The 19,208-nt window shown below is 74.5% G+C and carries 18 protein-coding genes; 10 read left to right on the top strand and 8 right to left on the bottom strand.

Annotated features, from left to right (window positions below; genetic code table 11):
• Nucleotides 1-2: 2 nt before the first annotated feature.
• The gene (locus ACFCY1_RS27515; RefSeq protein ID WP_074005500.1) at nucleotides 3-971 is read left to right on the top strand and encodes a D-glycerate dehydrogenase; all 969 of its coding nucleotides are present in this window, start codon (nucleotides 3-5) and stop codon (nucleotides 969-971) included.
• 7 nt (nucleotides 972-978) lie between these two features.
• Here the strand turns inward: ACFCY1_RS27515 and ACFCY1_RS27510 are convergent, their stop codons facing one another.
• The 3 genes from ACFCY1_RS27510 to ACFCY1_RS27500 all read right to left on the bottom strand — a co-directional run bounded on the left by ACFCY1_RS27510 (nucleotide 979) and on the right by ACFCY1_RS27500 (nucleotide 3,855).
• Entirely contained in the window at nucleotides 979-1,890 is a 912-nt protein-coding gene (locus tag ACFCY1_RS27510) for an alpha/beta fold hydrolase (RefSeq protein WP_049649964.1), read from the bottom strand.
• An 11-nt stretch (nucleotides 1,891-1,901) separates the two neighbouring features.
• Entirely contained in the window at nucleotides 1,902-2,819 is a 918-nt protein-coding gene (locus tag ACFCY1_RS27505; RefSeq protein ID WP_049649965.1) for a DUF4231 domain-containing protein, read from the bottom strand.
• Nucleotides 2,820-3,090: 271 nt separating this feature from the next.
• Nucleotides 3,091-3,855 (bottom strand): sugar isomerase domain-containing protein, encoded by a 765-nt coding sequence (locus tag ACFCY1_RS27500; protein ID WP_049649966.1) that lies wholly within the window; start codon nucleotides 3,853-3,855, stop codon nucleotides 3,091-3,093.
• Between the two features lie 220 nt (nucleotides 3,856-4,075).
• On the opposite strand from ACFCY1_RS27500, the gene ACFCY1_RS27495 reads away from it, so the two are divergent.
• Nucleotides 4,076-4,768, top strand: a complete 693-nt coding sequence (locus tag ACFCY1_RS27495) for a metal-dependent transcriptional regulator (RefSeq protein WP_049649967.1) — start codon at nucleotides 4,076-4,078, stop codon at nucleotides 4,766-4,768.
• A gap of 517 nt (nucleotides 4,769-5,285) precedes the next feature.
• Here ACFCY1_RS27495 and ACFCY1_RS27490 read toward each other — a convergent pair.
• Nucleotides 5,286-5,996 (bottom strand): bifunctional DNA primase/polymerase, encoded by a 711-nt coding sequence (locus tag ACFCY1_RS27490; protein ID WP_053111970.1) that lies wholly within the window; start codon nucleotides 5,994-5,996, stop codon nucleotides 5,286-5,288.
• Nucleotides 5,997-6,302: 306 nt separating this feature from the next.
• On the opposite strand from ACFCY1_RS27490, the gene ACFCY1_RS27485 reads away from it, so the two are divergent.
• Together ACFCY1_RS27485 and ACFCY1_RS27480 are read left to right on the top strand one after the other, a co-directional pair.
• On the top strand, nucleotides 6,303-7,679 hold the full coding sequence (locus tag ACFCY1_RS27485) for a hypothetical protein (protein WP_049649968.1): 1,377 nt from the start codon (nucleotides 6,303-6,305) through the stop codon (nucleotides 7,677-7,679).
• A 234-nt stretch (nucleotides 7,680-7,913) separates the two neighbouring features.
• Nucleotides 7,914-9,179, top strand: a complete 1,266-nt coding sequence (locus ACFCY1_RS27480; RefSeq protein ID WP_375876387.1) for a hypothetical protein — start codon at nucleotides 7,914-7,916, stop codon at nucleotides 9,177-9,179.
• Nucleotides 9,180-9,270: 91 nt separating this feature from the next.
• Here ACFCY1_RS27480 and ACFCY1_RS27475 read toward each other — a convergent pair whose 3' ends face one another.
• Complete coding sequence (locus tag ACFCY1_RS27475) at nucleotides 9,271-10,572, bottom strand: ABC transporter substrate-binding protein (RefSeq protein ID WP_049649970.1); 1,302 nt, start codon at nucleotides 10,570-10,572, stop codon at nucleotides 9,271-9,273.
• Between the two features lie 174 nt (nucleotides 10,573-10,746).
• Here ACFCY1_RS27475 and ACFCY1_RS27470 point away from each other — a divergent pair, with 174 nt between their 5' ends.
• Together ACFCY1_RS27470 and purU are read left to right on the top strand one after the other, a co-directional pair.
• Nucleotides 10,747-11,262 (top strand): hypothetical protein, encoded by a 516-nt coding sequence (locus tag ACFCY1_RS27470; protein ID WP_074005503.1) that lies wholly within the window; start codon nucleotides 10,747-10,749, stop codon nucleotides 11,260-11,262.
• Nucleotides 11,263-11,386: 124 nt separating this feature from the next.
• Nucleotides 11,387-12,250, top strand: coding sequence for a formyltetrahydrofolate deformylase (gene purU, locus ACFCY1_RS27465; RefSeq protein ID WP_181970649.1), 864 nt, complete (start codon nucleotides 11,387-11,389; stop codon nucleotides 12,248-12,250).
• Between the two features lie 37 nt (nucleotides 12,251-12,287).
• Here purU and ACFCY1_RS27460 read toward each other — a convergent pair whose 3' ends face one another.
• Complete coding sequence (locus tag ACFCY1_RS27460) at nucleotides 12,288-13,514, bottom strand: zf-HC2 domain-containing protein (protein ID WP_375876386.1); 1,227 nt, start codon at nucleotides 13,512-13,514, stop codon at nucleotides 12,288-12,290.
• On the bottom strand, nucleotides 13,511-14,089 hold the full coding sequence (locus ACFCY1_RS27455; RefSeq protein ID WP_074005505.1) for an RNA polymerase sigma factor: 579 nt from the start codon (nucleotides 14,087-14,089) through the stop codon (nucleotides 13,511-13,513). Before ACFCY1_RS27455 ends, ACFCY1_RS27460 begins: the two co-directional genes overlap by 4 nt.
• 657 nt (nucleotides 14,090-14,746) lie before the next feature.
• Between ACFCY1_RS27455 and ACFCY1_RS27450 the strand changes: the two genes are divergently transcribed.
• Complete coding sequence (locus ACFCY1_RS27450; RefSeq protein WP_049658191.1) at nucleotides 14,747-15,220, top strand: anti-sigma regulatory factor; 474 nt, start codon at nucleotides 14,747-14,749, stop codon at nucleotides 15,218-15,220.
• A 404-nt stretch (nucleotides 15,221-15,624) separates the two neighbouring features.
• On the opposite strand, the gene ACFCY1_RS27445 is transcribed toward ACFCY1_RS27450, so the two are convergent.
• Nucleotides 15,625-16,689: a GlxA family transcriptional regulator gene (locus ACFCY1_RS27445; protein WP_375876385.1), complete on the bottom strand. Its 1,065-nt coding sequence runs from the start codon at nucleotides 16,687-16,689 to the stop codon at nucleotides 15,625-15,627.
• 120 nt (nucleotides 16,690-16,809) lie between these two features.
• On the opposite strand from ACFCY1_RS27445, the gene ACFCY1_RS27440 reads away from it, so the two are divergent.
• From ACFCY1_RS27440 to ACFCY1_RS27430, 3 genes are all read left to right on the top strand, one after another.
• Nucleotides 16,810-18,126 (top strand): MFS transporter, encoded by a 1,317-nt coding sequence (locus ACFCY1_RS27440; protein ID WP_375876384.1) that lies wholly within the window; start codon nucleotides 16,810-16,812, stop codon nucleotides 18,124-18,126.
• An 81-nt stretch (nucleotides 18,127-18,207) separates the two neighbouring features.
• Nucleotides 18,208-18,738 carry a GNAT family N-acetyltransferase gene (locus ACFCY1_RS27435; RefSeq protein ID WP_375876383.1) on the top strand — a complete coding sequence of 177 codons (531 nt, stop codon included), beginning with the start codon at nucleotides 18,208-18,210 and terminating at the stop codon, nucleotides 18,736-18,738.
• Between the two features lie 114 nt (nucleotides 18,739-18,852).
• Entirely contained in the window at nucleotides 18,853-19,197 is a 345-nt protein-coding gene (locus tag ACFCY1_RS27430; RefSeq protein ID WP_369808350.1) for a DUF4229 domain-containing protein, read from the top strand.
• The last annotated feature ends 11 nt before the right edge of the window (nucleotides 19,198-19,208 follow it).

The following is a 19,208-nucleotide window of genomic DNA, read 5'->3' as shown; positions in this document are numbered from 1 at the left end:
CCATGAGCACCCCGCCCCCGGTCCTGGTCACCCGGCGCCTCGCCCCCGGCGTCATCGAACGGCTCACCGCGCACCACGCCGTCACCTGCCACGACTCCGACCTGGCGATGGACCGGGCCGCCCTGCTGGACGCCGTCCGCGGCCGGCGGGCCGTGATCACCACCCTGGACGACCGGGTGGACGCCGAGTTCCTCGACGCGGCCGGCCCGGGGCTGGCGGTCGTCGCCAACCACGCCGTCGGCTACCACAACGTGGACGTGGCCGCCTGCGCCGAACGCGGGGTGCTGGTCACCAACACCCCCGGCGTGCTCACCACCGCCACCGCCGACATGGCCTGGGCGCTGCTGCTGGCCGCCACCCGCCGGCTCGGCGAGGGCGAGCGGCTGCTGCGCTCCGGCGCGCCCTGGACCTGGGCGCCGAACTTCCTGCTCGGCATGGAGCTGGCCGGCACCCCGCTGGGCGTGCTCGGCATGGGCCGGATCGGCCAGGCGGTGGCCCGCCGGGCCCGCGCCTTCGACATGCCGGTCGGCTACCACAACCGCCGCGAACTGCCGCCCGAGCAGGCCGGGGGCGCCGACTGGAAGCCGCTGGAGGAACTGCTCGCCACCTCCACCGTGCTGGTCGTCACCTGCCCGTTCACCGCCGACACCCGGCACCTGCTGGACGCCCGCCGGCTCGCCCTGCTGCCGCGCGGCGCGGTGGTGGTCAGCATGACCGCGGGCGTGGTGGACGAGGAGGCGCTGGCCGCCGCGCTGGAGTCCGGCGCGCTGTTCGCCGCCGCCGTGGACAACTTCGAGCGCGAGCCGGCCGTCCCGTCCGCGTTGCTCGCCCAGGAGCGCGCCGTGCTCGCCCCGCACCTGGGCAGCGCCACCGTCCGCACCCGGCAGGCGATGGGCGGCCTGGCGGTGGACAACGTGCTGGCGGTGCTCGGCGGTTCGGCGCCGCTGACGCCGGTGGTCCAGCTCATCTGACGGCGGCTCAGCGCCCCGGACGCCGGTGGAGGTCCGAACCCCCCGGGGCACCCCAGCCGGCCGCCCAGGCCAGCGCGGTGGTCATCACCCGGAACGCCCCGAAGTGCGCGGCGCCGGGCTCCAGGAACAGCTCGGCGTCCGGGATGTGGTCGGCCAGCCAGCGGGAGTGGTCGACCGGCGAGAACTGGTCGTCCGCGCCGTGCCAGAGCCAGGTCGGCACCCGGACCGACCCGACCTCGAACCCCCAGTCGGCGGTGAAGGCCAGCACGTCGTCGATCCAGCCGTCCGCGCCGTGCCGGAACGCCTCCCGGTAGTTGCTCTGGAGCATCCGCCGCAGCCCGCTGTCGGCCACCACCTCCCGGTCGGCGGCGGAGAGTTCGGTGCGCAGCCCGTTCAGCAGCCGGACCGGGTCGTCCTTGATCTGCCGGGAGCGGAACTCCATCGCGTCGGCGATCCGGCCGTGCCCGCGCTCGGCCTCCTTGTAGGCGCGGACGTTGGACGGGGTCATCCCCGCGTACCAGTCCAGACCGGTCGCGTTGCGCGGGGCCAGGCCGACCAGCACCGCCGCCCGGCTGACCCGCTCCGGCAGCAGCGCCGCGCAGGCCAGCGCGTGCGGGCCGCCGCCGGAGCGGCCGAGCACCGCGAAGTTCTCCAGCCCGAACTCGTCCGCGATGGTCCGCACGTCCGCGGCCGCCGCGCTCACCCGGCGGCCGAACAGCCGGGTCGAGTCGCCGTAGCCGGGCCGGTCGTACGAGATGAGCCGTACGCCCAGCCGGTACAGCACGGTGCTGCGCGGGTGCGGGCCGACCCGGCTGCCGGGCATGCCGTGCAGCAGGAAGACCGGACGGCCGCGCGGGTCGCCGAGGGACTCCACGGCGAGGGCGCGGTCGTCCGCCGTCTTGACCGTCCGTAACGACACCTGCGGCCTCCTCAGTGCTCCGGGTCGGTTGCGTGCTCCCGGTCGGTGGTGGTGCGCACCTCCCGGCGCGCCTGCCAGGTGGTGTGCTCGCGGGAGATCGCGTCCTCGGCGTCCCGGGCCAGGCGGGCCCAGACCTCCTCGGCCTCCATCGACTCCAGGTCCAGCTGGGCGAGTTGGCGCTGGACCTGCGCCAGCTCCTCGGCGGCCAGGGCGTACGCGGCGGCCAGCGGCCGGTACTGGCGCAGCTGCGCCCAGGCGGCGACCGAGGCGGCCACCGCCGACACCGTGCCCAGCGCGTCGTAGCCGAACGCGCCGAGCGCCCGCAGGACGGCGAGCACCAGGCCCAGCGCGGGCAGCAGCACGCCCAGCACCCCGGCCCAGTGCCCGGCGCGGGCGCAGTAGCGGGCCTTGGCGCGGTACCAGTCGTGCTGCAGCCGGATCCGCTCGGCCAGGTACACCTCGCGGCGCACCGCCAGCGGCTGCCCGCGCAGGTCGCGCATCGCCGGGGTGATCTCCACCCCGGCGTCCGGGACGCCCACCGGGGTCTCCCGGAACGCGCCGAGCACCCGGGCGAGCTGGAAGCGGTACAGCCCCTCGGCGTCCGGCAGGGGGCGCGGCGGGGGCTGGTAGGCGTCGGCCCGGACGGCGTACTTCCAGGCCAGCGTCTTCACCGACTCGGCGGCCGCCCGGCCCTCGTACCAGAGGCCCTGCGGGTTCTGCCGGCTGATCACCACGGCCAGCGCGATCGCGCCGAGGTAGGCCGCCGCCGCCGGCCAGGCCCAGGGCTCGCCGTCGGCGGAGCCGGTCGCCGCGGCGACCACCAGCAGGACCAGCTCCCAGGCGGAGAGCAGCACCGAGCGCCGCTGCCCGCGCAGTGAGGCCGCGTCGGCGGCCCAGAAGAACTCGGGCAGCAGGTCCCGCTCACGCACCCACCCGGTCCGTCCCGCAACAGACGCCATGTTCGGCCCCCACCAGTCGCTCCGGTCGCACCGCTCTCCTGCCCCGGGCGGCTCGCCGGTACGCCTGGTGACGGCCGGGGCGGCCGGATGTGGCCGGGAAGACCCGGTGGTTGTCCGGTACTCCCCGTGTTCGGTCCGGCACCCAGCGTGCGGGAGGCGGTGGGGGCGTGCGGCGGCCGACGGGTGTGCGCGGGCGACCTGCCGGTGCGGACCGGCGGGTTCACCCGGGCGGGAGTGCGGCTCAGTAGGTGTAGAAGACCCGCTCGGCGTTCTCGGCCATCTGCTTCGCGTTCCACTCGGTGCCGCCCGGGACGTTGCCGGAGCGGAACAGCGGCGGCGCGGGGCACTCCCCGGCGGCCGCCCGGTCGGCCAGCCGGCCGACCGCCGAGGCGACCACGGCCTGCATCAGCGCGCTGGTCACGATGGTGGAGACCGGGCCGAAGGTGGTCTCGGCGCCGGGGTGGGTCAGCTCGCCGTCGCCGACCGCGATCTTGCTGTCCAGCACCACGTCGCAGTGGTCCTTCAGGTAGGTGCCGGTCGGGTGCGCCGAGGGCACCTCCCGCGGGTACGCGAGCGAGGTCACACCGACGACCTTGAGGCCGCGGTCCCGGGCGTACCGGGCCAGCTCGACCGGCATCACCTGGCGGCCGGAGAGCGAGATCACGAACAGCAGGTCCCCGGCGGTCGCCGGGGTCAGGTCCAGGGTGGCGGTGGCCAGCCCGGAGACCCGCTCCAGCGCGCTGGACAGCGGCGCGGGCATCACCGTCACCCCGGCCATCCCGGGCACGTTCAGCAGGTTCACCGGGACCAGCCCGCCGGCCCGGTAGACCACGTCCTGGGCCGGCAGCGCGGAGTGCCCGGCACCGAAGGTGAACACCCGGCGACCTTCGGTCATCGCCTCCGCCAGCAGCGCGGCGGCAGCCTCGATGGTGTCGGCCTCCTCCTCGCGGACCCGCTGGAGGTGGGAGATCGCCGCGTCGAAGTACCGGCCGACCAGGTCGTTCATCTGCTGCCTTCGCTCTCTGCCGGTGGGGGATCCGGCCGGGTGGGGTGGTCCGGGTGGTCCAGACCGCCGGTGGAGAAAGCTTCGGCGAGCACGGTCGCGCCCCGGCGGCATCGTTGTCAACAGGAACAAAACGGGTCCCCGGAGCCCCGGGGCGGACCCGGTTGTCGGTCCGGTACGTCAGAATTGGCGGTGAGGACACCGAAGAACGGAGCCAGCGGCGATGTCTGGGCTGATCGACACCACTGAGATGTACCTTCGCACCATCCTGGAGCTGGAGGAGGAGGGCATCGTCCCGATGCGCGCCCGCATCGCCGAGCGCCTGGAACAGAGCGGTCCCACGGTCAGCCAGACGGTCGGCCGGATGGAGCGCGACGGGCTGCTCCAGGTCGCCGGGGACCGCCACCTGGAGCTGACCGAGGAGGGCCGCCGGCTGGCGGTGCGCGTCATGCGCAAGCACCGCATCGCCGAGTGCCTGCTCGTCGACGTGATCGGCCTGGAGTGGGAGCAGGTGCACGAGGAGGCCTGCCGCTGGGAGCACGTGATGAGCGAGACGGTCGAGCGCAAGGTGCTCGCCATGCTCGGCCACCCCACCCAGTCCCCGTACGGCAACCCGATCCCGGGCCTGGACGAGCTGGGCGACACCAAGGCCGAGGGCGAGGGCTTCGACGCCGGGCTCGTCCCGCTGGACACCGTCAAGCCGGGCGAGGCCGGGGCCGACGTCGTGGTCCGCCGGATCGGCGAGCCGATCCAGACGGACAGCGCGCTGATGAGCACCCTGCGCCGGGCCGGCGTCCGGCCGGGCTCCACGGTCAAGGTGAGCGCCGGCGTCGGCGGCGTGCTGGTCGGCACCGGGGACAACGCGGCGGAGCTGGGCAAGGACATCGCCCAGCACGTCTTCGTCGCCCAGGCCTGAGCCCGTACCGCGCCTGAGCCCGTACCGCGCCTGAGCCCGTACCGCGCCTGAGTACTCCGGTACGCCGGGTACTCCGGTACGGCGAAGGGGCCCGCTGCTCCCCGTGCAGCGGGCCCCTTCGTCCTCCCCATCCCCTCCGTCCCCTCCTGTTCCCTCCCGCTTCCCCTCCGTCGCCGCCGCCCGGCTTCCCCGTCCGAGCGCCCCTGCCGGCGTCCCCACACATCGCAATTCCTCCCCTCGGCCGATCATGGCAATCCTTGAGTGCTGTCACTCGTACGAGGGGCTTTGCCGGTTGACCAGCGGGTACACGGAGGCCTTATCCGGACATGCGTATGACGGGCCCCGTCCCCGGTGGGGGACAAGGCCCGTCACTCGCGCGCGTGGTGTCGCGCGGAGCACGCCCTCACCCGATCGGCAGAGGGCGGCTGGTCTCGGGGGCGTCCGACACGCCCGGGGCCGAACGGAGCAGGCCGGGTGGCGCGGGTCGGACGGAGCGGGTCGGGGGAGCGGCCCGGGCTCAGCCCACCGGCGCGGGCTGGGCGGCCCCGGCGGTGCGGACCGAGGGCGCCTCGCGGCCGCAGGCGTACGCGAGCGGGCTGATCAGTTCCGCGGCGTCCGGCAGCCAGCGGTTGAGCGCGGTGGGGGAGCGGGCCCACTGGGCGTACCCGAGGGAGCCGATCCGGGACGGCGGGGCGACCGTCCAGTCCCCCTCGCCGCGGGCGACCAGGTCCAGCCGGCCGGGCGGCCAGCCGAGCCGGCGGAGCATCTCCGGGAGCCTGGCCGCGACCCCGGGCAGCACCAGGAAGTGCAGCCGCCGCCCGATCCGCCCGGGCGCGGCGGGCTGGACCGCCACCGGGCCGAGCTGGAGGTCCATCCGCTCCATCCGGGCGAGCGCCAGGCAGCCGGCCGTCTCCGGGACGTCCAGGACGTCGAACGAGCGCCCGGTGGGCAGCAGGATCGACGCCTGCGACCGCTCGGTCCACCAGCTCCGCACCGCGCCGGGGCCGGCGCTCGCCTGCCGCGCCCAGTCCGGGTCCAGCGGGTGGGCGCCCGGCAGCGTGCAGCGCCGGTCGCCGCAGGAGCAGCGGACGCCGCCGTCGCCGTCGTCGACCAGCCAGGCGCCCGGGGCGACCTCCCAGTGGCGGGTCTCGGCGTAGCCGACGGCTTCGATGAGTAAGGGGGGCGGAGCGGCCTTCTCGTTCCGGTCCGCGTCGGGGATGTCTTCCACGGGGTGCTCAACTACCGTGCGTGAGGCTGGTTACGGCCCGGAGCCGCCCGGTTGGGTGCATCGCGGCAATGTCACCCGTTCCGGTTAGTCGACCGAGTTGAAGGGCCCGAGGGCAGGCGCAGCGGGGGCGCACAGGAGCATTTACCAGGGCGCAAGGGGGGTGCGGTTCGTCACCGTGGGTATCCCGCTGGCGTTGCTGATCGCTAACCTGGTGTCAGATTCCTTGGACGGTCGGACAGTCGGCAACAGATCAGCAGAATCGTCGCCCGCCGGCCGGGACCGGAGGGTGTGGGGAGGCGAAGCCCAATGGCCGCGAGACCACTCGTCGCACGACAGCCCAACGAGCGTCTGCAGCAACTGATCCAGGAGGCCAGCTGTTCCAATGCCGGCCTGGCCCGCAGGGTCAACCTCTGCGGCGCCGAGCACGGGCTGGACCTTCGGTACGACAAGACCTCCGTCGCCCGCTGGCTGCGCGGGCAGCAGCCGCGCGGGCAGGCGCCGGCCGTGATCGCCGAGGCCCTCGGCCGCAAGCTCGGCCGCAGCGTGTCGGTCGAGGAGATCGGCATGGCGGACGGCAAGAACCTGAGCTCCGGCATCGGGCTCCAGTTCGCGCCGACCATCGGCGCCGCCCTGGAGCAGGTGTGCGAGCTGTGGCGCAGTGACGTCGGCCGGCGGGACTTCCTGACCGGCGCGACGGTCGCCGCGTCCGCGCTGGTGGAGCCCAGCCGGGACTGGCTGATCACCCCGCCGGACCCGGTGGTGGCGCGGGCCGGCGGTCCCCGGGTCGGTCCGACCGACGTGGCCGCGATCAAGGCGACCACCGCGATGCTGGTCGACCTGGACCACCGCTTCGGCAGCGGCCACGTGCGCCCGGTGGTGGTGCACTACCTCAACTCGGTGGTCTCCGGCCTGCTCGGCGGCGCCTACCGGGAGGAGACCGGGCGCCAACTCTTCGCCGCCGTGGCCAGGTTGACCGAACTGGCCGGCTACATGGCGGTGGACACCGGACAGCCCGGGCTCGCCCAGCGCTACTACATCCAGGCGCTGCGGCTGGCCCAGGCCGCCGACGACCGCGGCTACGGCGGCTATGTGCTGGCCGCCTCGATGAGCCACCTGGCCGCCACCCTCGGCAACCCGCGCGAGATCGCCCAACTCGCCCGCGCCGCCCAGGAAGGCGCCCGCTCGGTGGCCACCCCGACGGCGATGGCGATGTTCTACGCCGCCGAGGCCCGCGGCCACGCCCTGCTCGGCGACGCCCGCTCCTGCGAGACGGTGTCGGCCAGGGCGCTGGAGGCGATGGAGAAGCGCCGCCCGGAGGACGACCCGGACTGGATCGCCCACTTCGACGACGCCTACCTCGCGGACGAGCTCGCCCACTGCCACCGGGACCTGGAGCAGGCCGGCCCGGCCGAGCACTACGCCCGGCGGGCGCTCGACCTGCACCCGCCGACCCGGGTCCGGCGCCGCGCGGTGGACCTCGTCCTGCTGGCCACCGCCCAGCTCCAGCAGCGGGACCTGGAACGCGCCTGCGAGACGGGCACCCAGGCGGTCCGGCTGCTGAGCGGGCTGCGCTCCAACCGGGGCGTGGAGTACCTGGACGAGTTCCGGCGCCGCCTGGAGCCCTACCGGGAGCAGCGGGTGGTCCGGGAGTTCCACGCCCGGGCCGACGCCGAGGCGGCCTAGGGCCTGTCTCCTGGATCCTGGCGGACCCGGCGAGGATCCAGAAGACAGGCCCTGGGCCCGGGGCCGCCGCGGATCGTCTGTGCAGGGAGCGTGACGGATGTCCCGCCCACGTGGTCACCCGGTGAGGCGAACCGGTAGCGTGGGCGCGACGTCCAATGGAACTGTGATGCTCCCAAGAACCGACGAGATGTGGTCCGCCGTCAGTGCGCGGTCCTGCACAGGTGAGGAATCGCGTTGAGTCAGCGCCGCTCGTACCCGAACTCCGGTGACTTCAACCTGGACGACCTGTTCCGCCCCGAGCCCGGCCAGCCCCAGGGCCAGCCGGGCCAGCCGGGCCCGCCGCAGGCCCACTCGGCGGTGCCGCCGGTGGGACAGCCCTCCGGGCAGCCGGAGTACCTCGGCGAGGGCGCGCACGCGCTGCCGACCCAGGCCATGCCCGCGCAGCCGATGCCCGGCCAGCCGATGGCGGGCCAGCCGATGCCCGCGCCGAACGCCCCGTGGGGCGCGCCGCAGCCCGGCTACGGCGCCGCGCAGCCCGGGTACGGCGCCGCGCAGCCCGGGTACGGTGCGCCGCAGCCCGATCCGGCCCCGGAGACCCAGTACCTGCCGCCCTACCCCGGCGGCGACCCGCAGACGGCCGGCTACCCGGCGGCGCAGGCCCAGCCCGGCTACCCGCAGCCGCAGCCGCAGCCGCAGCCCGCGCCCGGCTACCAGGCCTACCCGCCGGCCGCGCAGCCGCAGCCGGCCTACCCGGCGCAGGACTACCACCAGGGCTACGCCCCGGAGCAGGGGCAGGACTACGGCCAGGGCTTCGACGCGACCCAGGCGGGTGGCTCGAGGCGGGGCGGGCGTCCGTCCAACAAGCTGATCATCGGCGGTGTGGTGGCGGGCTGCGCGGCGGCCGGCATCCTGGTCGCCGTCCTGATGAACGGCGGCAGCGAGCCCACGGACGACACCAAGAAGACCGGCCCGGTGGCCGCCACCGCCGGCGCCACCGGCACCGGCGCCCCCGGGACGGCGAGCGCGAGCGGCTCCGGCGCGGCCGTCGACCCGGACGTCAAGGCCCAGGCGCAGCCGCTGTCGGACCTGCTGGGCACCGCGAGCGACAGCCGCAGCTCGGTGGTCTCCGCGGTCGCCTCGGTGCAGAAGTGCGACAAGCTGCCCGAGTCCCAGCAGGCGCTGACCGCCGCGGCCGGCAAGCGGCGCGAGCTCCAGAGCAAGCTCGGCCAGCTGAAGACCGACAAGCTGCCCGGCGGCCAGCAGCTGGTCGACCAGCTCAACGCGGCCTGGACGGCCTCGGCCCAGGCCGACGACGAGTACGCGGCCTGGGCGCAGGACGCCCAGGGCGCCTGCGACGCGAAGAAGCAGGACAACCCGCACTACAAGAACGCCGTCCAGGCCAGTGGCACCGCGACCACCGCGAAGAAGCAGGCCGCCACGCTCTGGAACACGATCGCCGCCCAGAGCGGACTGCCGAACCGGAACGACGGCGACCTCTGAGCGGCGGCGCCCGCTGAGCGGCGGCGGCCCCTGAACGACCGGAGGGGACGGGCCCGAGGGCCCGTCCCCGCTCCGCTCCGGGCGGCGTGCGTCAGGCCGGCGGACGGCCTCCGGTGAGCGTCCAGCGGATGTCTACGAAGCCCGGCTGCTGCAGGGTCATCCGGCCGTTCCTGACCACCTGGTAGGTGACCCAGGTGTTCACCAGCCGCGGCGACCCGCTGCTGGGCAGCATGTTGGTGGTGCCCCAGTTCAGCGGCGGGGTGATCCCGACGTCGATGACCTCGCCGCCGTCCAGCAGCGAGGAGACGGCCTTCGAGGAGACCGGCTTGCCGGCCTCCGCCAGCTTCTGCACCGCCGTCCGGAACACCTCGTACGCGACCCAGGTGGTCTGCACGCCCGGGTCGGAGACGTCGATCGGGTGCCCGTTGGTGGTGTCGGTGCGCACCACGGCGCGCAGCCCGTCCCAGATCTTCGCCGACTCCGGCGGGTACCAGCTGGTGACGTAGGCGCCGCCGAGCGGGCCGGAGTCGCCGCCGGTGGAGTCCACCACCGACTGCTGGACGCTGCCGATGATCGAGGCGATCCGGGTGTTCTTCGGGTTCAGCCGCCGGTAGGAGTCCAGCAGGTTGCCGGTCGGCTCGGCGGCCAGGGCGCTGGTGACGCAGGTGCCCGGCTCGTCCTTGCCGATCGCCTTGCGGACCACCGGGGTGTAGTCGGAGGACTGCTCGGGCGCCTTGACGTCCGTCAGCCGGATCCCGGCCGGCCGCAGCGCGGTGCCCAGGTAGCCGAGCAGGTTGTCGCCGGCCGGGGTGTCCGGGCGGACCAGGGCGACGGACTTGCAGCCGGCGTCCACCAGCTGGCGGCCGTTGCCCGCGATCAGCGCCGGCATGCCGCCGTCCACCGGGTAGGACAGCGGGCTGGCGAACTCCGGCTGGGAGAGCCCGTAGCCGCCGATCAGCGGGATGCCGGCGCGCTCCAGCACCGGCATGAACGCCTCGCCCCACTGGCTGTACGAGCCGATCACGGCGACCGCCTTGGCGTCCACCGCCTGCTGGGCGCAGGCGCGGGCACCGTCCACGGTGTTGTGCTCGTTGCAGGTGATCACGCGCAGCCGGTGGCCGTTCAGTCCGCCCTTGGTGTTGACGTCCTGGCCGATGGCGGAGGCGAGCGCCGTCATGCCCGGGCGGTCGGCGGAGCCGGTGCCCGCCGGGGCCCAGGTCATCACGGTCAGGTCGCTGCCGCTGGTGGAAGCATCGGCCGATCCGCCGCACGCGGAGGCCGAGAAGAGGGTGGGGAGCAGGACCGCGGCGGTGGCGGCGGCTGCGATCGGGCGTCGGCGGCGGCGTCGCACGATCGGGGGACGGGCCTGGAAGGAGTCCCTTCGGCTGGTCATCGGTTTTCCCTCTCTGGGGCGCCCTCCGGCGCACCGGAGCAAGCCAAGCCCCGGCGCCGCAAGCCGAGAGGGCCGAAGTGCGAACGGACGGCAAACGGACGCCGAAATCCGGGGCGGTACGCGTGTAGATCGCGAGTGGAGCACGAACAGACGGGGAACGTACGATCGTTCACCATGTCCGCCAGCACAGATTCTTCGTATCGGTCCACCCGAAACCCTTCTCGTCCGGGCCACCGCTCCAGCACGATGGGCGGCATGCCGCTCAACGACCTGCCCTGGTGGCGCTGGCGAGCCCGAATGCGCTCGGCGCTGCACATGCTGTCCGACCCCGGTTTCCAGCACGAGGCCTGGCTGACCGGCCGGGAGGGGTACGGCGACGTGACCGACGCCGTCTACCGGCTGGTCGAGGACACCTGGCTGGACCACTGGTCGGCCGAGAAGTACGTCGGGACGATCTTCCGCGACGCCGCCGAGGCCGCACTGGTGGACGTCGCGGTGCTGCGGGCCGTGCAGATGCTGCACGAGGTCGGTGCGGACGCGCCGGCCTCGGCCTACCTCGGCCACCCCGGCTGGCCGGAGACCGTCCGGGCCGCCCGCGAGGCGCACGTCGCGATGGCCGTGGGCGACGGGGACGACCCGGACGCGCCGCCGAAGTCGCTGGACGTGCTGCGCATCCTCACCCGGGTCTGACCGCCGGGCGCCGCCGTCCCGCAGTAGCAGCCGTCCCGCAGTACGGGCAGCGGGACGGCGCATGTCCGGGATGTGACACGCTGGACCGTCCACGCACGTCACGACCTAGAACGGGATACCCCCAGTGCAGCAGCCGGCCGGCGCCCAGTACGTCCTCACGCTGTCCTGCCCCGACAAGCAGGGCATCGTCCACGCTGTCTCCAGCTACCTCTTCATGACCGGCTGCAACATCATCGACAGCCAGCAGTTCGGGGACGGCGACAGCGGGCTCTTCTTCATGCGGGTGCACTTCTCCGCCCCCGAGCCGGTCACCGCCGACAAGCTGCGGGCCAGCTTCGCCGCGATCGGCGCCTCCTTCGGCATGGACTGGCAGATCCACCCGACCGAGCAGCGGATGCGGATCGTGCTCATGGTCAGCAAGTTCGGGCACTGCCTGAACGACCTGCTCTACCGCACCCGGATCGGCGCCCTGCCGGTGGAGATCGCCGCGGTGGTCTCCAACCACACCGACCTGAAGGACCTGACCGAGAGCTACGGGGTCCCGTTCCACCACATCCCGGTCACCAAGGACACCAAGGCCGAGGCCGAGCAGCGGCTGCTCGACCTGGTCGCCGAGGAGAACGTCGAACTGGTCGTGCTGGCCCGCTACATGCAGGTGCTCTCCGACCAGCTGTGCACCGCGCTGTCCGGCCGCGTGATCAACATCCACCACTCCTTCCTGCCGAGCTTCAAGGGCGCCAAGCCGTACCACCAGGCGCACGCGCGCGGCGTGAAGCTGATCGGCGCCACCGCCCACTACGTCACCGCCGACCTGGACGAGGGCCCGATCATCGAGCAGGAGGTCGCCCGGGTCACCCACGACGTCAGCCCCGACCAGCTGGTCGCGCTCGGCCGGGACGTCGAGTGCCAGGCGCTGGCCCGCGCGGTGAAGTGGCACAGCGAGCACCGGGTGCTGCTGGACGGGACCCGTACGGTCGTCTTCGCCTGAGGCGCGGGGCCGGGGCCCTGGGGCCTGCTACGGCCGGCTACGGCCTGGAGAGCAGCGGGAGCGCGTGCAGCACCTCGCGGACGGCGGCCCGGTCGCCGTGGGTGCCGACCGGCAGCCGGTCCGGGTCGCGGTGCGCCGCGGCCAGCTGGCACAGCTCCAGGCCGTCCAGCACCATCGAGGCCACCGGCTCGGTGCCGTCTCTGCCGGCTCTGCCGTCGGTGCTGTCGGAGCCGTCGGTGCGGAAGCCGTCGCCGTCGAGGGGGACCAGCCACTCGCCGCCCGCCGGGCCGTCGACCATCAGCCGCACCCGCCGGGCCGCCTTGACCCCGCCCACCGGCGCGGCCGGCACCCCGGCGAACTCGGGGCGGGCCGCGCGCAGCCCGGCCAGCGCCCGGGGGAGCAGCCGGACCACCAGCTCCACCATCTGCCGCAGGTGCTGCGGCGCCGGCGGGTCGTACGGGTAGGCGACCGCCCGGGCCACGTCCTCGCCGTGCACGAAGCACTCGAAGGCGCGGTCCACGAAGGCGTCGCGCAGCGGCAGCACCGCGAAGCCGTAGTCGACCGGGGTGTTGCCCTGCGGCCGGAGCGCGGCCCCGCGCACCAGGTCGTGGGCCTGCCGCCGCCAGCGGGAGCGCACCGACTGCGGTGCCAGACCGCGCTGGTCGGCGACCAGCCGGGCGGTGCGCGCGGTGATCGCGGCGTACGGACCGCCCTGCGGCGGGACGCGCGGCACCGCCGGACCGGCGGCCGGCTCCTGCGGCGGCACCCGCCGCCCGATCCGCGCGGCGGGCAGGCCCGGGGCGGCCGGCACCGGGTCGGGCAGACCGAGTGCCAGCGCCAGGAAGCCGTCCACCGCGGTCAGATGGCCGAGCACCTCGGCCGGGCGCAGCCACTCGGTGCCGCCGTGCCAGGGCAGTTCGGCCACCTCCTGCCACTCCTCCGGGCCGAGGTCGCGCAGCAGCGCGTCGAGCTTGGCGGTCTCCGCCGTGTACGGCATCCCCCAGGCGGGGACGGGCAGTTCGGCCGGGCGACGGGCCAGGCACCAGTCGAGCACCTGCTGGCGCAGCGAGCCGGGCTGGTCCAGCGGCTCGTCCAGGGAGAGCCAGCCGGCCGCCTCGCGCAGCCGGGCCGCCTCCTCGGCGCACTCCCGGCAGTCGCGCAGGTGCTGCTCCAACTCGGCCGCCTCGCGGGCCGGGCAGGCGCCGAGGGCCCACGCGCCGAGCAGCGAGCGCAGGGCGTCGTGCTGCTCCTCAGTGCTGCTCACGTCTCCCCGTCCCCGTGCCCGATTCCGTCCCCGGCTCCGTCCTGGCGGGCGCGCTCCTCGGCCAGTTCGGTGGCCAGCAGCTCCAGACCGAGCCGCATCCGCTGCTTGGCGACCTGTTCGCTGATGCCGAGCAGCCGGGCCGTCTCGTGGTAGGTGCGACCGTCGTAGTAGGTCACCGCGATGGTCTCACGCAGGGGTTGGGGCAGGGAGTCGACCACGTACTGCATCCGCGCGGCGGTGGCCACGGCACGGATCTCGGCCTCCGCGCCCGGTCCGCGGTCGGCGGCCCGCCGCGCCCGCAGCCGTTCGACCGCGCGGTGGTGGGTCAGCGCGCCGAGCCAGGAGCGCAGCGAGCCCCGGGCGGGGTCGAAGTCCTCGGGGTGCTCCCAGACGTGGGCGAAGACCTCCCGGGTGAGCTGGGTGGCGGCGGCCTGGTCGGCCAGTATCCGCCCGGCCAGGCCGTGCACCATCGGCGCGAGCTGGTCGTAGAGTTCGCCGAGCGCCGTCTCCTCGCCGCGGGCGAGGCGGCGCTGCAACTGCTCGTCCCAGCGCGGGGTCCGCTCCGGGGTGGCCATCGGGAACCACCCTCCTGACGGGTTCGCTGGCGTACCCAACGGTATCCCGCGGCCGGGCGGCGCCGGGGGCGATTCCGGCAAGAACGGAACCGTTCCCCACGGATCGCCGTCCTCCTGGACGTGCTCCCCGGTCCGGACCGCCGACCCCGGGACCGGACCGTCGTCCTCCGGGACCGGACCGCCGGATGGTGCGACGGTCGGTCGATGTGACGGCAGGGTCGGCGGGGGCGTCCGTCGGCGCCGCCGTACGAGCACCGTCGGACACGCGCCGCACGGGTGGTTCGCGAGTGGCGGGCGGGGCGCCCGGGGCGCGCGGCGGTAGGTTCCCGACCGCGGGACCGGCAGGTCTGCCCGGGTCGGACGATCACCGGTACGAGGCTCGCGAGCGTGAGCGGGACAGTATGCACCGCGCTGTCGCCCGATCGCCGGAATATGCCCGAAGCGCTTGCTGCGTTCCGTCCCCCCGCCCATCCTGAGGCGTATTCGTGTCGCGGCCGGTGCCCGACCGACGAGACGGCGCGGACGAACGGGCGCGGGCGAACGGATCGCGCGGGCGCCCGGGCACGGCTCGGGCGGCACCGGGCGACGGGCTCGGGCCCGCCGGCCGGTCCGGCCCGACCGGGACTCAGCCGAACTGCGAGTGCGGGTGGTGGAGCGGTGCAGGTTCTTCAGGTACAGCTGGCGGTGCAGGCTGACCCCGCCGAGGTCGGTCGGGCCCGCCGGTGGGTGCGCTCGCGGCTGCTGAACCACGGGGTGGACCCGGACGCGCCGATGGCCGAGACGGTGGTGCTGGTGGTCTCGGAGCTGGTGACCAACGCCGTGGTGCACACCGGCTGTCCGGCCGTGCTGCGGCTCTGTCTGCCGGTGGCCGACGGCCCGCAGGAGGGCGGCCCGGCCGCCCCGCTGCGGGTGGAGGTCGCCGACGCGAGCCAGGCCCCCCCGGCCCCGCGGCACGCGGGCGCGGACGAGGACGCGACCAACGGGCGCGGCCTGGAGCTGGTCGAGCTGCTCTGCGAGCGCTGGGGCTGGTACCCGGACGGCTCGGGCAAGCGGGTCTGGTGCGAGATCGGCAGCGACGCCCGGCCGACCGAGCCGCTGGCCGACGTGGACTGGGCGGCTTTGGCGCAATAGCGGCTTTCGCGGCGGCCGTCCGCGGGTGCCGATCACCGGTGCTGATCACCGGCCGAAAGGTGACGCAACCATTCCGAATTTCGGACTACCCATTGACGTGACGTATCCGACTGATCACTCTTGGGTGCGGCGCTCCGTTGCGAGGGGACGCCGAGGGGACGTTCGTCCACCGTCGCGGTGCTGCTGTCCAGGGGATTCGTGCCAGCAGGGGGGATCGCGGACGGTCGGCCACGGGCCGCTCCTCGGCGAGTGCGGAGGGTGTGGCGCGGACTCAGGGCTCGCGCGCCGCGGTTGGATGGCGGCCTGCCGTGCCGTGCTCGCAGTGCGCTCGGCCTGCCGCCATCCAATGCGTCGCCCCCGTGCGACGGGATCCGGCCACCGGCCGGTCCGTTCCCAGACTTCGCTCAGGAAGCCCGCCGGACAGGACTTTCGGCGACGGCGGGGCTCCCGTGGCCGGTGCCGCTCTCGTGGCCGGTGCCGCTCTCGGGGAGGGCGCTGCTTTCGGGAAGGGCGCGGAAGGTGCGCCGGTAGGCGCTCGGCGCGACGTCGAGCCGGCCGCGCAGCTGGAGCCGCAGCGAGGCGGCGGTGCCGAAGCCGGACTCCCGGGCGACCTGGTCGATCGTCAGGTCGGTCCGCTCCAGCAACTGGCGGGCCCGCTCGGTGCGCTGGGTGGTGATCCACTGGCCGGGGCTGGCCCCGGTCTCCTCCCGGAAGCGCCGGGTGAAGGTCCGTACGCTCATCCCCGCCCGGTCGGCGAGCTGTCGCAGCACCAGCGGCCGGTCCAGGTGCTCCAGCGCCCAGGCGCGCACCGCGGCGGTGCCGCTGTCGCCGGGGTCCACCGGGCTCGGGGCCTCCACGTACTGCTTCTGGCCGCCCTCGCGCCACGGCGGCACCAGGCAGTTGCGGGCCACCGCGTTGGCCACCGCGCTGCCGTGGTCGCGGCGCACCACGTGCAGGCAGAGGTCCACCCCGGCGGCCACCCCGCCGGAGGTGAGGACGTCGCCGTCGTCGGTGTAGAGCACGTCGGGGTCCAGTCGCACCCGGGGGAACAGCTGGGCGAAGCGCTCGGTGTAGCGCCAGTGGGTGGTGGCCGGGCGGCCGTCCAGCAGGCCGGCGGCGGCGAGCACGAAGGAGCCGGTGCAGATCGACATCAGCCGGGTGCCGGGCCGGATCCGGGTCAGCGCGGCGGCCAGTGCCGGGGTGAAGCAGGTGTCGGCGACGGCCGGGCTGGAGTCGGCGGAGGCCGGGATCACCACGGTGTCGGCCCGCTCCAGCAGTTCGGGCCCGTGGTCGACCACGATCCGGAAGTCGGCGCTGGTGGCGACCGGCCGACCGTCCAGGGTGCAGGTGGCCACCTCGTACAGCGGCCGCCCGGCCGGGTCCTTGGCGCCGCCGAAGATGCGGGCGGGGATGCCGAGTTCGAAGGCGATCACGCCCTCCAGGGCGAGTACCGCGACCAGGTGTGCCATGCCGTCCCCTCGGATGTCGGTGGGTCCGGGCCAGCCTACGTCGGACCTTGGCCCGATTCTTGCGAAAGCTGTCATTCAGGCCACTCGTCCGGCGCCGGGCGGCCCGGAACACTCGTTCGCGTGACCGAACGCCGTGTCCTCGCCCCCGCCTCCCGCTCCGGACCGCCCGCCCCGGCCAAGCGCCCCCGGGTGCACTACGCCTGGGTGGTGGCCGCCGTCTCCCTGCTCGTCCTGCTCGGCTCGGCCGGCTTCCGCTCCACGCCGAGCCTGATGATGGACGCCCTGCACAACGAGTTCGGCTGGTCGCTCGGGACGATCTCCAGCGCCACCTCCGTCAACCTGACGCTCTACGGCCTCACCGCCCCGTTCGCCGCCGCCCTGATGGACCGTTTCGGGGTGCGCCTGGTGGTGGTCTGCGCGCTGCTGACCATCTCGGTCGGCGCCGGGCTGACCATGCTGATGCGCGAGCCCTGGCAACTGGTGCTCTGCTGGGGCGTGCTGGTCGGCCTCGGCAGCGGCTCGATGGCCGGCGCCTTCGCCACCACCATCACCGGCCGCTGGTTCCAGGCCAGGCAGGGCCTGGTCACCGGGGTGCTGACCGCCGCCGGGGCCGCCGGGAACCTGGTCTTCCTGCCGGTCGGCGCCTGGCTGGTCGAGCAGCACGGCTGGCGCTCGGCCGTGGTCGTGGTCTCGCTCGCCGCCAGCGCCGTCGCCGTCCCGGTCCTGCTGCTGATGCGCGAGCGGCCCGCCGACGTCGGCCTGCTCCCGTACGGCGCGATCGAGGCCCCGCCCGCGCCGGTGACCGAGGGCCGCGCCCTGACCCGCTCGCTGAAGGTGCTCCGGGACGCCGCCCGCACCCGGGCGTTCTGGCTGCTGGCCGGCTCCTTCGCGATCTGCGGCGCCACCACCGCCGGCCTGGTCGGCACCCACTTCATCCCGGCCGCGCACGATCACGGCATGCCGGTCACCACCGCCGCGAGCCTGCTCGCCCTGATCGGCGTCTTCGACGTGGTCGGCACCGTGGCCAGCGGCTGGTTCACCGACCGGGTCGACTCCCGGCTGCTGCTCACCGTCTACTACGGGCTGCGCGGTCTGTCCCTGCTCCTGCTGCCGCAGCTGATGGCCGGCACGCTCCAGCCGCCGATCCTCGCCTTCGTGATCTTCTACGGGCTGGACTGGGTGGCCACCGTGCCGCCGACCGTCGCGCTGTGCCGCCGGCACTTCGGCGGGGACGCCCCGATCGTCTTCGGCTGGGTGCTCGCCGCCCACCAGATCGGCGCGGCCGTCGTCGCCGGACTGGCCGGACTGGCCCGCGACGCGCTCGGCAACTACGACCTCACCTGGTACGGGGCCGGCGGGCTGTGCGCGGTCGCGGTCGGGCTCTGCCTGGCGCTGCGCACCGGGCGGACCGACCGGGCGGTGCCGGCGCTGCCGTGACGGCCGGTGCCTCCGGTGGGCTCCGGTGACGGCCGGTGCCCCCGGGCGGGGCTGTCGTACCGGAGGTCTAGGCTCCGGTCCATGGCCGCCCTGACCTTCACCCTGGACCCGAAGCCCGACCCGGACCTGCGGACGGACATCGTCCGGCTGTGGGTCGACGTCACCAACGCCGGCGGGGCGGTCGGCTTCGTGGCGCCGGTCACCGAGGAGGAGGTCTGGGACACCGCCGACCACCAGTTCGCCGGGATCGCGCCGGACGGCCCGGACCGGCTGCTGGTCGCCCACGAGAGCGGGACGGGCCGGCTGGTCGGCGTGCTGTTCTTCGAGTCGATGCGCTTCGACCTCATGGAGCACTGGCGGATGCTCAAGCGGGTCATGGTGCACCCCGACTTCCAGGGCCTCGGCCACGGCGCCCGGCTGCTCGCCGAGGCCGAGCGGGTGGCCCGGGAGTGGGGCCTGGAGTCGCTGCGGCTCACCGCGCGCGGCGGCCAGGGGCTGGAGCGGTTCTACGCCCGCAGCGGCTACCGGGAGGTCGGCCGGGTGCCGGCCGCGATCCGGATCGCCCCCGGGGACGACCGGGACGACATCACCATGTGGCTCGACCTGCGCTGACGCCGGCCCCGGTCGGGCCGTCCGGGCCGGACCGGGTGCCCCGTGCCCCGTTCCGGCTGTCAGGCATGCTTGACTGGAGGACCGGCCCCAGCGCAACGAAGAAGGATGTGTCGAGTGACCAGCAACGGCCCGGAGAAGTCGCACGCCACGCTCCGCTACACCTCCATGCGGGTCAGCATCTTCCTCGGCTGCCTGCTGGTGGCCCTGCTGCTCGGGCACTTCCAGGTCATCCCGGTCAGCGGTGAGGCCGGCATGATCTTCCTCTTCCTGCTGGCCGCGGTCGCCTCCGCGCCGCTCAGCTACGCGCTGCTGGGCAGGCAGCGCGACGCGATGTCCGAGCAGATCAGCGGCAAGGTCTCCGGGATGCGCAGCCGTACCGCCGAGCGGATCGCCGCGCAGAACGCGGAGGAGGACGCCGCCGACGACGCCGCCCGCGCGGCCACCGCCGGCCAGAGCTGACCCCGGCCCCG

It is taken from the genome of Kitasatospora sp. NPDC056273 (genome assembly GCF_042268845.1).
Classification (GTDB): Bacteria; Actinomycetota; Actinomycetes; order Streptomycetales; family Streptomycetaceae; genus Kitasatospora.
The sequence above is the reverse complement of the archived record's forward strand: the minus strand, read 5'-3'. Positions and strand labels throughout refer to the sequence as shown.